This is a genomic window from Streptomyces sp. NPDC002680 (assembly GCF_042889145.1).
GTDB lineage: Bacteria > Actinomycetota > Actinomycetes > Streptomycetales > Streptomycetaceae > Streptomyces > Streptomyces adonidis.
This window is the reverse complement of sequence record NZ_JBIAQP010000015.1, coordinates 191,304-203,735: the sequence shown is the minus strand read 5'-3', so window position 1 is coordinate 203,735 and position 12,432 is coordinate 191,304. Positions and strand designations below refer to the sequence as shown.

General features: G+C 67.5%; 17 protein-coding genes. All 17 read left to right on the top strand.

The features are described 5' to 3' along the window. The first annotated feature begins 186 nt into the window (after positions 1-186). The 17 genes from ACFYXF_RS34940 (at position 187) to ACFYXF_RS34860 (ending at position 12,430) form a co-directional block, all read left to right on the top strand. Positions 187-468: a hypothetical protein gene (locus tag ACFYXF_RS34940; RefSeq protein WP_389355827.1), complete on the top strand. Its 282-nt coding sequence runs from the start codon at positions 187-189 to the stop codon at positions 466-468. A 204-nt stretch (positions 469-672) separates the two neighbouring features. Beyond that, complete coding sequence (locus ACFYXF_RS34935; protein ID WP_389355825.1) at positions 673-1,647, top strand: hypothetical protein; 975 nt, start codon at positions 673-675, stop codon at positions 1,645-1,647. Between the two features lie 56 nt (positions 1,648-1,703). Next, on the top strand, positions 1,704-3,212 hold the full coding sequence (locus ACFYXF_RS34930; protein WP_389355823.1) for an amino acid permease: 1,509 nt from the start codon (positions 1,704-1,706) through the stop codon (positions 3,210-3,212). Beyond that, on the top strand, positions 3,212-4,606 hold the full coding sequence (locus ACFYXF_RS34925; RefSeq protein ID WP_389355822.1) for a glutamine synthetase family protein: 1,395 nt from the start codon (positions 3,212-3,214) through the stop codon (positions 4,604-4,606). The genes ACFYXF_RS34930 and ACFYXF_RS34925 overlap by 1 nt, the downstream gene beginning before the upstream one ends. A gap of 70 nt (positions 4,607-4,676) precedes the next feature. Further along, positions 4,677-5,468 (top strand): GntR family transcriptional regulator, encoded by a 792-nt coding sequence (locus ACFYXF_RS34920; RefSeq protein ID WP_389355820.1) that lies wholly within the window; start codon positions 4,677-4,679, stop codon positions 5,466-5,468. A gap of 215 nt (positions 5,469-5,683) precedes the next feature. Beyond that, positions 5,684-6,235: a helix-turn-helix domain-containing protein gene (locus tag ACFYXF_RS34915; RefSeq protein ID WP_389355995.1), complete on the top strand. Its 552-nt coding sequence runs from the start codon at positions 5,684-5,686 to the stop codon at positions 6,233-6,235. 110 nt (positions 6,236-6,345) lie between these two features. Next, positions 6,346-6,552 carry a hypothetical protein gene (locus ACFYXF_RS34910; RefSeq protein ID WP_389355818.1) on the top strand — a complete coding sequence of 69 codons (207 nt, stop codon included), beginning with the start codon at positions 6,346-6,348 and terminating at the stop codon, positions 6,550-6,552. Further along, positions 6,549-7,694, top strand: coding sequence for a hypothetical protein (locus ACFYXF_RS34905; protein WP_389355816.1), 1,146 nt, complete (start codon positions 6,549-6,551; stop codon positions 7,692-7,694). Before ACFYXF_RS34910 ends, ACFYXF_RS34905 begins: the two co-directional genes overlap by 4 nt. 51 nt (positions 7,695-7,745) lie before the next feature. Then, positions 7,746-8,246, top strand: coding sequence for an NUDIX domain-containing protein (locus ACFYXF_RS34900; RefSeq protein ID WP_389355815.1), 501 nt, complete (start codon positions 7,746-7,748; stop codon positions 8,244-8,246). 131 nt (positions 8,247-8,377) lie between these two features. After that, positions 8,378-8,818 (top strand): DUF6093 family protein, encoded by a 441-nt coding sequence (locus tag ACFYXF_RS34895; protein WP_389355813.1) that lies wholly within the window; start codon positions 8,378-8,380, stop codon positions 8,816-8,818. Continuing rightward, positions 8,815-9,237 carry a DUF6093 family protein gene (locus tag ACFYXF_RS34890; RefSeq protein WP_389355811.1) on the top strand — a complete coding sequence of 141 codons (423 nt, stop codon included), beginning with the start codon at positions 8,815-8,817 and terminating at the stop codon, positions 9,235-9,237. The genes ACFYXF_RS34895 and ACFYXF_RS34890 overlap by 4 nt, the downstream gene beginning before the upstream one ends. 159 nt (positions 9,238-9,396) lie before the next feature. After that, on the top strand, positions 9,397-9,780 hold the full coding sequence (locus ACFYXF_RS34885; RefSeq protein WP_389355809.1) for a hypothetical protein: 384 nt from the start codon (positions 9,397-9,399) through the stop codon (positions 9,778-9,780). Positions 9,781-9,783: 3 nt separating this feature from the next. Next, entirely contained in the window at positions 9,784-10,221 is a 438-nt protein-coding gene (locus ACFYXF_RS34880) for an HK97 gp10 family phage protein (RefSeq protein ID WP_389355807.1), read from the top strand. Between the two features lie 199 nt (positions 10,222-10,420). Further along, entirely contained in the window at positions 10,421-10,858 is a 438-nt protein-coding gene (locus tag ACFYXF_RS34875; RefSeq protein ID WP_389355805.1) for a hypothetical protein, read from the top strand. A gap of 146 nt (positions 10,859-11,004) precedes the next feature. Then, the gene (locus ACFYXF_RS34870; RefSeq protein WP_389355803.1) at positions 11,005-11,496 is read left to right on the top strand and encodes a hypothetical protein; all 492 of its coding nucleotides are present in this window, start codon (positions 11,005-11,007) and stop codon (positions 11,494-11,496) included. Between the two features lie 86 nt (positions 11,497-11,582). Then, complete coding sequence (locus ACFYXF_RS34865; protein WP_389355801.1) at positions 11,583-12,098, top strand: hypothetical protein; 516 nt, start codon at positions 11,583-11,585, stop codon at positions 12,096-12,098. 26 nt (positions 12,099-12,124) lie between these two features. Beyond that, a complete protein-coding gene (locus ACFYXF_RS34860) occupies positions 12,125-12,430 on the top strand; it encodes a hypothetical protein (protein WP_389355799.1) in 306 nt (101 codons plus the stop codon). Positions 12,431-12,432: the final 2 nt, after the last annotated feature.

Here is a 12,432-nt window from a genome sequence, read left to right as displayed (position 1 = left end):
GCTTCAGGCGCGCGCGAACGCTCCCCGGAGGCTCTGCTCCGGCCTGTGCGTCCGCAGACTTGGAGCGGCTGTTTCTCTACCCAGCCGGATGCTGTACCGGCCGCACGTACCTACGCCCGTACGCGATTCACGATGATGAGCTGGCCGGGAGACCAAGAGGACGCAACCAAAGTCGTCTCGGAGCTGGTGAAGAACGCCGTTGAACACGTCGGGCCGCAGCACCCCGCAGGCGACATCGTGCTGGATCTGACCGTCACCGAAGACGAGACACTCCTGATCGCTGTGACGGACCAGAATCCGGAGTTCCCCGGATTCATCGAGGCCGTCTCCGCGCAGAAGAGCACGGGACTTCCCCGCGTACGGGAGCTTGGCGGCGCGACCACCTGGAGACCTTCCCCCGACGGGGACAAGAAGATCGTCCAGGTCCGACTCAGGCCACGCTCCTCCCTGCTCGCCGATTCCCCCTGATCGGCCGCCGGGTCGCAGTCATCAGGCTCTGGCTCCAGCACACGGACCGGGAACCAAGTTGGCTGCCGCTCGGCGGCTCCACCCCCTTTGCTTTGAGGACTTCACCCCTCATGTCCCTCTTACGCACACAGGGCCAGTGCATCCCTCTGGCCACCCCGTTTCGTTCGATACGGGGGTGCGCCGATGCCTGTCGATGACAGGTCCTTGACGGATCACCCCGCGGGCGGCGACATCGCGCTGTATCCCGTCTTCGAGGAGCTCAAGCTCGACCGCTACCGGGTCGTGAAAGAAGTACTTGCCGAGACAGGCCACAACTGGCAGCTACGCACGTTCCGCAGCCAGGTCATCGCCCTGTACGCCGCCCAGACCCGGGCCATCGACTACTGGCACCAGGAAGAACCCCGCAACCCGGACGCACTGATGATGTGGGCCCGCGTTGTCACGCAACGCATGTTCCAACTCCAGCACTCCGCGAACGACCCCAGGGTGATCAACGCGGCCCATCACGCCCGTCGCGCCTGCCACGTTGCCATACGGGCCTGTCCGCAGGATCCGGTGCCACGGGTGGATCTGCTGGCACTGGCGCAGTTCGACGCCGACCCGAGATACCAGCAGAAAGCGGAGCACTGGGCGCCCTCGCAGACCGAGGATGCCCTGCCGGAAGGGCCGTGGCCCCTGTTCTGGGCGGTGCGCCAGCGCGATCCGGAAAACCGTGAGGCCTACCAGCGCATGCTCCAGTTCTTCTACGCCCGCGGTACCGGAGCGCACGTTTTCGCGCAGTGGACGGCGATGCGGGCGGGAGAGTGTTCGAGCCTGCTGTTGCTGCCGTTGTACGCATACGCCGAGGACTTCCGGCACCGGCGGAACAGCCAACAGGCCAGCGACTTCACGTACTGGACGGACCAGCGGGTGCGGCATTACGTGAAGCGAGCGAGAGACGGCTGGTTCAAGTACCTCGACGCCGAGACGTGCAGCTCACCAGCCCTCTCGATCAACCTCAACCTGTTGGCATACGCGCTCACCGTGAGCGGGATGAAAGGCGCCGGCCCCGTCTTCCGGGCCATCGGCCCGTACGCCACCGCTATGCCGTGGCAGACCCTCGATCCCCGGCCCAACTGGGCCGACCGCTTCTTCAAGGCCCGTGACTACGCCCTCAATCAAGAGCCCGTCAGTCACTGAACAGGCGTTCCAGGCCATACCACCTCTCCCCTACGACACCACGAGGACATATCCCCTTGTCTCGAAGAAGAACCGCAGCCCTGCTCGACGATGACGCCGTGCTGATCGCTGAAGGCATCACACCCACGCTGGTCCGCAAGATGGGCGGGTTCGGGAACTATTCCGTCTCCTTCTCCGTCATCTGCATCCTGGCCGGCGGAATGACCCTGTTCGGGTTCGGTCTGCACAACGGTGGCCCGGCCGTGATGGTGTGGGGCTGGGTCGGCATCTTCGCCATGACCCTGGTCCTGGGCGCCTGCCTGGGAGAGGTGACGTCGGTGTACCCCACGTCCGGCGCCCTGTACCACATGGCTCACCGCCTCGGCGGGCCCGGCTGGGCATGGGTGACCGGCTGGCTCAACCTGCTCGGGCTCGTCGGCGCCATCGCCGGCATCGACTACGGCGCGGCGTCCTTCATCGGCGCGTTCGCCAGTCTTCAGTGGGGCTTCGAGCCCACGCCGGAGAACACCATGGCGGTCTTCGTGTGTGTTCTCTTCCTGCACGGCCTGCTGAACAGCTTCGGGGTGGGCCTGGTCGACGTGCTGAGCAAGATATCCGTGTGGTGGCAGTTCAGCGGCGTCACCCTCATCGTCGGCACGCTCCTGCTTGCCCCCGGTGAACGGCAGTCCCCGGCCTTCGTCTTCACCGAGTACTACAACGACTCGGGCATCAGCAACCCGCTGTACGGGGCCGGAGTCGGGTGCCTCATGGCCGCGTACACGTTCTGCGGCTACGACGCCTCCGCCCACATGGCCGAGGAGACCACCAAGGCGCAGAAGGCGGCTCCGTGGGGCATGGTCCACGCCATCGTCTGGTCGGGCGTCGCGGGCTTCGTGCTGATCGTCGGAATGCTGTTCGCCATGGAGAGCTACACCGGCACGCTCGGCACAGCCACGGGAGTCCCGCCCGCGCAGATCTTCATCGACGTCCTGGGCACCGGCATGGCGAAGGCCCTGCTCCTGGTCGTCATCGTGGCTCAGCTCTTCTGCGGCAACGCGGAGACCGCCGCGGCGTCACGGATGGCCTATGCCTTCTCACGCAATCAGGCGCTGCCGGGCTGGAGGCTGTGGAGCCGGGTCAACGCCCGCACCGCGAACCCCACGCCCGCGGTGTGGCTGTGCGTGGGCAGCGCGCTGGTCCTGGCGCTGCCGAGCCTGTACTCACCGACCGCGTACGCAGCGGTCACCGCGATCAACGTACTGGGCATCACCCCCGCCTACGCGATCCCGGTCTTCCTGCGGCTGAAGGCCGGCGACAGGTTCAAGCAGGGCCAGTGGAACCTGGGACGGTTCAGCAAGCCCCTGGGCGTGATCGCGGTCACCTACGTGGTCGTGCTCACCGTCTTCTTCTGCCTGCCGCAGGCCTATCCCCTCACCACGCAGTCCTTCAACTACGCGCCGGTCACCCTGGCCGTCGTGCTCCTGCTCGCATGGATCTCGTGGATGACCACAGGCAGAAAGAACTACTCCATGCCTCTGCCGGCCTCTACTGCTGAAGACTCCAAGATCGCAGGAGGCATGGTCTGATGACCAGCCAGAATCCCCAGCACGACCCGATGGCACAGTCCGTGGGCCTGCTCTCCGTGGACGAACTCACCACCCTCGTGACCGGCGGGGAGATCACCGCGGTGATGGTCGGCGTCCCGGACATGATGGGCCGCCTCAAGGGCAAGATCCTGGACCCCGTGCACTTCCTGGCCCAGTTCCCCGCAGGCCCGGACATGTGCGCGTACGTCTTCGCCTCGGACGTGGACATGAACACGGCGGGCGGCTTCGGCCTCGCGGGCTGGCACACCGGGTACGGCGACCTCCACGTCGTCCCCGACCGGAAGGCCATCCGGCGGCTGAGCTACCTGCCCGGCACCGTCCTCGTGCTCGGTGACGTCGAGCATCCCGACGGCACTGCTGTCGATGTCGCCCCGCGCCGGATGCTCCGCGAGCAGCTGAGGATCCTCCGTAATCGGCACCAGCTGGACATGGAGGTCGGTGTCGAGAGCGAGTTCGTGCTGTACCAGGGCACCGAGGCCCAGATCCGCGACGCCGGGTACCAGGGACTGACGCCCGCCTCGCCCCACAACCTCGACTACGCACTGGAGCACCCGCCGGTCTTACGCGCGTTCTTCCACGACCTCCAGGACGCCCAGGCCCAGGCCCGGTCCCCGGTCGAGGCGGTCAAGACGGAGGGAGCGGCCGGTCAGGTCGAGGTGACCTGGCCGTACGGGGACCCGGTCCGGGCCTGTGACACCTACACCGTCCACAAGCACGCCGCCCGCCACATCGCCGCCCGCCACGGTATGACGCCGACGTTCATGGCGGCCCCGCAGACCGGCGTCGGCTCCGGCCTGCACCTGCACGTATCCCTGTGGCGCGACGGCGTACCGGCTTTCACCCCCCGATCCCCCGGCGAACTGCCCGACCTGCTCCTCCATTCCGTTGCCGGACTCCTTGGCGCCCTGCCGCACCTCGCACCGCTGTACGCGCCCACCACCAACTCGTACAAGAGGTACGCCACCCACTCCTTCGCCCCCACGAACTTCACCTGGGGAGTGGACAACCGCACCTGCGCCGTACGGGTCGCGGGCCACCGCGAGAACACGCGGCTGGAAGTACGGCTGGCGGGTGCCGACGCCAATCCGTACCTCGTCCTCGCCGCCGTGATCGCGGCGATCAACCACGGCCTCGCCGGGCATCCGAAGCTGCCGGAGCCGGTCACCGGGGACGCGTACACCGACGTCGACTCGATGCCGGTGCCCCGCACCCTCGACGAGGCCCTGACCGATTTCCGGGAGAGCCACATCGCCCGGCACGCGGTCGGCCCCGAAGTAGTCGACCACTACACCCGTGCCGCCGAGATCGAGATCGCCGCAGAGCGCGGCCAGGTCACGGACATCGACCGCGAACGGGGATTCCTCCGTGCCTGATCTCGCCACCTGGTCCAAGGAGCTGGCCGCCCAGCGCACCCCGGCTCCCCCCGCGCCCCACGGTGGCGTCGTGCGAGTGGAGCAGGCTCTGCGTACGCGGCTGGCCGACGGCACCTACCCCGTGAGGACATGGCTGCCGGGCCTGCGGGATCTGATGGCCGAGTTCGGCGTCACGTCCTACACGGCCCAGGCCGCGATCAAACGCCTGATCGCGGATGACCTCGTCACGTCGGTACACCCTCTGGGTACCTACGTCCTCGATCCCGCCGCTCCAGCCGAGGTCCCTACTCGCCGGCCGCGGAAAGCCCCTACGGAGCGGACTGGACAAGATCCGACCGAGAAGATGCTGAAGGAGCGGATAGCCGACGGCACTTACCCGGTCGGTACGAAAATGCCCTCCCACGCGCAGCTGTGTGAGGACCTCGGCGTCTCGCAGCACAAAGTCCAGCAGGCCATCAGACGGCTGACCGACGCCGGACTGGTGATGAGCGTGATGGGACTGGGCACCGTCGTGACGGATCCACGAGTTCCGTCAACCGGGTCTGCACATCGCGTGAGCGTGGAGGGCGGCCGAGAAGAGATCTGGACCGTTCCCCGGCCAGGTGTCACGAATGCCGCGCACATCCGGGCCGTCATGAAGACGCGCCTGACCGATGGCACCTACCCGCCCGGGGAACGACTGCCTACCTACGGGGCGCTCTCCGGCGAATTCGGCGTCAGCGTCAGCGCGGTTCAGAACGCGCTCAGACCGCTGAAGAGAGAGCGCCTCATCTGCCAGCACGTTTCGAGGCAGGGCATGTTCGCAGCTCCCGCGTCCAAACAGCCGCCTTCTTCGAGGCCTCCCGACCAGGCCTCCGCCTGACTCCCGCGCGTGGCAGCCCCGTCGCAGTCCACTGCCGCGCGCGGTTCCCCGCCTCCCCGTCGCCGGGCTCGAAGCCCCAACTCCCGTCCGGCGACGGGGAGGAACACCACCACAGACACCCTTCGCTCCCCGGGCCTTGACGGTGGCCGAGGAGCGAAGGGGCCCACGAAGCCAATGAAGGACAAGCCTTGAAAGCCGTTGAGAAATCCATCGGCATGGCGACCAGCTCTCCACCGGATCCGGGTACGGACCGCTCCGCAGGACCGGATTCCCTCCCGAAGTGGAAGCAGATCTTGCAGGACTTGCCCGCGTACACGCCGGGCCAGCATCTGACCGGCGACGCCGCCGCCAAGTTCCGCGACCGGGTCACACGTTCATACGGGGCTGGTGGAACCGTACGCGGCATCGTTGCCGAAACCGGGCGCTCGTACGGCGTGGTCCAGAGAACCCTTAGTCAGGCACAAGTCCTTCGCCCGCCCGGGTGCCCGCTGTCCGACCGGAGCAAGCGCAAAGGCCGTTCCGTCCGCCGACTCGACGGAGAAAATCGCCAGCACTTCGTTGCGAGGGTGATCCGGGAGCGAGTGAACGATGGCACCTACCCTCCGGGGACGAGGATTCCATCCGGCGTGACACTCGCCAAGGAACTCGACGTCAGCCAGTTCACGGTCCACATGGCCGTCAAGACGCTGAAGACGCAACGGGTCCTGATGGGATCCCGCGCGTACACGCTGGGCACGCTCGTCCGTCGATCGGTCCCGCCCTCATAGCGCCTTGACCTCCGGTGGGGCCACCGCCCAACTCCTCTTCTTCTCCAGGGCATGACGGTAGTCCGGGAAGCGAAGGACCAGACCGATCCTTTAAGGAAGATCTTCTGAGAATGCCCGACGATCCGATCCGCGTCGTCTCCCAGTCCGCCGAGCACTGCCCAGGCCGTGCCGACCGCATCACCGCCGTCGTACTCGACCTGCTGTTCGACCTGACACAGCAAGCCGCGCGATTCGGCTCCAGCACCAACCCGTGGGCGCACCTCACCACGTACGACGCCGACGCCTTCGCGTCCTTCACTCCTGGAGGGCGGGCATGAGAGCGCACATCGCCGCAGAGGCCAAGCAGATACTCCTGGCCTTCGGCTTGCAGGACCAGGAGACGCTCACCGCCAGGCCCCGCGTCGAAACCGGCAGCCCGTTACCCGGCCCCTCGACACGGCGCGTGAGCGTGCACGTGATCGGGCTGCTCCTGCTCGCTTCCCTGCTCCCCCTGACCAGCGGGGCCGCGATAGTCAGCGACATGTACGGCGTGCCATGGGGACGGCGCGAGGCCCTCGTCCTCGTCATCGCCCAGACTGGTGCCGCCGCCCTCGTGTTCTTCTGGCTCGCGTTGAGGGTGATCGCCCGAACCCCACTCGACCGGGGCTCCCCGCGGCAGCGGCTGCTTCAGCGCGGCGCCGCTGTCACCTGCGGCATCGCGGCCATGTACACGGCAGCAACACCCCTCACCCCGTCCAGGGTTGCCCTGGGACCGGCGGTGTTCGGGTGCGTGCTGGCGTGGCTGACCCTGGAGGTGTGCCGGGCACACGGCGTCCCGCTGGGCACCGGCCTTCCCGCCACAGCCACCCAGCGTCTCCACGAGTGGAGGATCGCGGGAAGCACTCTCTACGCCTGCGGATTCGGGGGCCTGTGCGTCACGGTGCTGACGCTGCTCGTCCGCTGGACCGGTATCGACGGCGTACCGGTGATGCAGGGCGATCAGCTGTCCACGCTCGGGATCAGCCGCTTCACCAGCCTCGCCCTCACGGTCGTGTGGGCCGTGGCGATCGAGGACATCGTGCTCGTCGCGGCCACGACCGCGCTGCTGACAGCCATCCACCGGCCCGCCTGGGAGATATACACGCTGGTCTGCGCCCTCGAAGTGCTCTTCCACGCCTACATGGGACTGCCCGCGATCGGCATGGCTGTCTATGGCATCGGCCGCGTCTGGCTGTACCTGCGCTACCGGCGGCTCATCCCCCTGATGGCCGGCCACGGCGCCTTCAACCTCGCCTTCGGACCGTTCCTACTGCTGCCCTTCGGCTACCGGATCGCGCTGGTGATCCCCATAGCCACAGCCTGGTGGATCAACCGCCGACTGCACGCGGCTGCCGCACGGGAATCACCGCTCCCCGAGCCGGCCACGCCCGATACGAGTGTTCCCGGCCCCGGAGACCGTACGAGCGCCCCCGCCGCCTGACGACTCCCTCCCTGACCACCGACAACCCTTCCCACGAAAGGTCATGACGCCATGGCACACGCCGATACCGACTACGCGCAGCCCGGCCACCGCCGCTTCGGCTGTCTCCTGCTGATCCTCAACAAGGCCGGGGACGTCCTCCTGGTCCGCCCCTCCTACCGGGATGGGTGGATCCTGCCGGGCGGCGGGGCACTGCCCGACGAGGCGCCGCATCTTGCCGCTTTACGGGAAGGCGCGGAGGAGACCGGGCTGAGCGATCTGGCGGTGGGTTCACTGCTGATCGCCGACTACATCCGGGCCAGTGGCGACGGCAGCGCCGCCGAGGGCATCAACTTCGTCTTCGACGGCGGCACCGTCGAAGACGACACCACCATCACCTTGCCCGCCCCGCGGCCAGGGCAGCAGCCCGAGCTGACGGCATGGGCGTTCGTCCCGCCCGGTCAGCTCGCCGACTACTGCCTGCCCTACCAGCTCCGGAGGATCACACAGGCGCTGACCGCGCTCGCCGACCCCGCCCAGCGCGGCTACCGCGTCAGAGGCCGCCACATCTGACCCGCCCGCGGCACGAGGCGGCTCCCCGGCGCGTCGTGGAGGGCCAAGCGGCTTGCGTCTCAGTGAGGGAAGCCGGTTGGCGATCTGCGGTGCGCCCGAGGCTGTCCGCGACACTCCGTACGCTCGAACGCATGAGTGTTCCAGTGAATGAGGGGCTGACCCTGGGGGCCGTCAGCGAGATCATCGAGAGGAAGATCCTCACCGACACGGTGAAGATCTCCCGGCCCGGCGAGCCGGTGTTCAACCCGGACACCGGCCAGTACGAGCCCGGTCCGCCTGTCACGGTGTACGACGGACGGGGCGGGGTGTTCCCCGAGGGCGGGCCGGGCATCGTGTTGCACCTGGAAGGGCAGGCGTACGTGGACGACTCCAAGTCCCGGTACAAGCTGCTCACTCCGCTTGCCGCGCCGGTTGCCTCCCGTGAGGACACGGTGACGGTCACGGCCGCCGCTGATCCGGCGGCGGTGGGCCGTACTTGGCGGGTGCTCGATGTTGGCGAGACTTCAACGCTCGCCGTGGTGCGTACGACTTGGTTGGACCAGGTCACGCAGACGAGTGGCAGCACCTCGTGAGCACACCCGTCGACACGGAGGCGGAGCGGCAACGCCTGGAGGCCGAGGTGTTGGTCGACACCGTGCGCATCACGCGGCCGACTGGTACCGCAGTTCTGGATACGGAGACGGGGCTGCTTGGCCCGGTCCCCTCGGTACTCGTCTATGAAGGTCGCGGCGCGGTGCTGTCCGGGCATGGGCAAGTCACAGCGCAGCATGTTCTGGGGCGCGAGTGGCTGGACGACACGGTGTCCTGGTACCGGCTCCTTACCCCGATCTCCACCTCGGTGCCGTCGCGCTACGACCGGGTGGAGGTCGTCGAGGCTGCGGCGGAGCATGCGGCGACTCTGGGACGGGTGTGGCAGGTCCTTGATCCGTCAGAGGCCTCGACAGTGGAGATCGCGAGGGTTACCCGCCTGGACGAGATCACTCCGCCGTGATGGGGCTTGGGCGCGTGCCGAGAGACCGTCCGTGAGCGATGCGGCGAGGCTGGCGGTGCCCGGGGAAAGAGAGATCGGACCAACAGCTGTAGGCCGTACCTTAGATGTGTGACAACACTGAAAAGATCCCAACCTATATCGGAGTTGGGTGTGCGTCCCGTGAAGGTCACTGCCTCGGGCCATGGCGCCGTGGTGGAGATCGAAGGGCACGATGTCTCCAGGCAGGTGGCCGCCTACACGATCAGCCAGAGGGACGGTGAGGTACCCGAGGTCGTCGTGTGGTTGGCGGCCCATGCTGCCGGCGGCGCCGTGTTTGACGGAATGGCCCATGTGGTGGTCGGCGAGCCTCCGGATCCCGGTCCGGCTGCCGCCGCTTTCCTTGGCGCAATCGATGCCGGTCAACTGGAGAAGGCGTCGTTGGCCCGACACGACCTGATGGACGGCGGCCCGCACGAGCTCATCCGAGTCATGTTGGCCCAGCTCAGGGAATGGGCGCTCGGGCAGTGGCGGGACGCCAACGAGCCCTCGACGTACGAGGAGTAGCCGGTGGCTTCCCTGCCTCCAGCCCGTCCGAGCGCCCGACCGGGAGGAGGCGCGTCTTCCAACGCGGCCCTGATCGCAGCCCAGTTCGAGGTCCGTGCCGTCAGCACGCTGCCCGAGGTGACCGGGGTAGTCCGCCACTACGCGATGCTGTTGGAGACGCGTATCAAGGCCAAGGCCAGTGGGAGGCCGGGCCCGAATGCGCCGACCGGTGACTACCGCCGGTCGTGGACGCATGAGGTGTCGTCGAACGGCGTGGCCGTCACGGCTGTGGTGGGCACCAACAAACCTCAGGCGAGAAGGCTGGAGTTCGGCTTCGTGGGTCAGGACTCGCTGGGAAGGGTCTACAACCAGCCGCCGTTCCCCCATGTCGGCCCGGCCGTGGAAGAGATTCGCCCGTTGTTCCTGGTGACGCTCGGCGAGACGATCGGCGACGGACCATGAGCGGCAGCGGCAGGTTCAGCACAGACCTGCATCCTGCGGTCGCCGGGGTGTGCCAGCAGAACGGGTACGGGCTGCTGGCCGGATGTTCTCTGGCAGGTCCGGAGGTCAGAACAGGGGAGATTCTTCGATATCCCCTGTTCGATACCGAATCCGATGTGGTTGCCGGACGTCCCCATGACGGAAACGAAGAGGAGTAGGTATGCCCGTCTCTGGACGGCTTGTGTCGCTGGCCGCGCAGTCCATGCTCGCTACCGCGACGACTCGGTCATGTGGATACGGCACTGCGCCGACCGCATCCAGTACGCCTACGGGCGCGGTCATCCCGTACAGCGTGCTGTACCCGCTGGGCATCACCACGTCCGGTCCGGCATACGGTGACGCCGACGCGGACGCACGGGTGCTGTTCCAGGTCACCTGTGTTGCCTCCACGGCGGAGCAGGCGGAGTGGATGGCCGACAAGGTCCGCACCGCGACCCTCGGCCGCACGGCGAAGGGCGACTTCGCCACGGTGATCACCATCGCCGGATGTGCGGTGATCGGCAGGGAGTTGGACAAGGAGGAAGGCGTCACGGTCAGTGGGGGCGTATACAGTTATGTCCAGCGGTACGTCCTTACGGTGACCACTCTCGGGTCCTGACGTATCGGCTACCTCACCGCGGAGGCCCTGTCGCGGACGCCCGGCCATACCGGTACGGGCCGTATCCCTCTTTCGCGTCATGCGAGTTGTGGGGGATGGGCCTCCGGTGCACGCTCCTGGGGCTTGTCCCCGGAGAGTGAGAATCAGTGGCCATCACGCAGCAGCGGTACATGCGCCGCGGCGTCACGAAGTTCCTTTTCCTCAAGGCCATCAAGGCGGACGACAACGTCCCCGTGCGGCCGGAGCTGGTCAGTCCCAACGCCACCGAGCTGTCGGCGGCCATCAGCGACATCGAAGGGTGGGCGCTGGAGAACACCGCGATCGACACCCCGGACATGGCGAGCGAGTTCACGTCGAACATCCCGGGTGAGGACAAGGCGGACAACAGCTCGCTGACGTTCTACGAGGACAAGGTCGACGACACGCTGGAGTCCCTTCTGTCCAAGGGCGTGGAGGGGTACGTGGTCATCCTCCGCAAGGGCGACATCGCCGGCAGTAAATCGATGGACGTGTTCCCCGTCCGCGTTGGCAGCCGTGCGGCTGCTTTCACGGCGAGCGCGGAGCCCGCGAAGTTCAAGGTCAGCTTCGCCATCACAGCCGAGCCCACCCTCGACGCCGCCGTCCCGGCCGCGGCCTGACCGGGCGGGGCAGTCACATGACCACGAGCACAACACACGAACCGCCCGCGCAGGCAGTAGCACGGGATGCCCACTGGTCCGCGAAGATGGAGCGCCTGCGGGCCCGGAAGCTGGCCCAGCGTCCGGTGACGTTCGTCGACGATCCTCGGCTGAAGACGGGGGTCAGTGAAGCGGCGCTGGGACTTGCCAAGGCCCGCACGTCCGCTTCGGCGGAATCGATCGAGCAGGGTGTGGCCGAAGAGGCGCGCGAGCAGTGGATCCAGGCGCACCCGAACGTGCTCGCTGCCCTCTCCGCGGTGGAATCCGCTGAGAACGCGCTGGAGGAAGGAACGATCCGGCTCACCTTCCGGGCGCTGCCCCGGCCTGTGTGGGCGCAGTTGCTGGGCGAGCATCCGCCGACCGAGGCCCAGGCGGACATGGGCCACGAGTACAACGTGGAGTCGTTCCCCGCTGCTCTGATCGCGGCCTGCTCGGTGGACGGTATGGGGGAGAGCGAAGCGCAGGAGCTGCTGGACGAGTGGTCTGACGCGGATGCCAAGGCGCTGTTCACCGCCGCTCTCCTGCCCAACCAGACGCTGCGGGCCGACCTGGGAAAAGGCTGACGGATGATCCGGGCTTCCGGGCTGAGATGGAGCTGTGTGCGCAGTACGGCATCCCGCACAGCCAGTTCACCGGGGCCGGCGAGGGGCGCTGGTCGACTCTGGACCGGGCGAAGGCCCTGGCGTGGCTGGCGTATGCGCGCGCGGTGTGCGCCAGTTGCGGCACCCGAGCCGGTGAGTGGGACGAGACGAACGGCGGAGACCGGTTCGCCTACATCCCGGAAACGACGCGCTGCCCGGGGTGCGAGCTGATCGAGATGGAGCGGGACCAGGTGCCGGAGGGTCCAGAGGGGCGTGGGGTCAAGATCGGGCTTCGGCCCCGGAAGGACACGTAGCC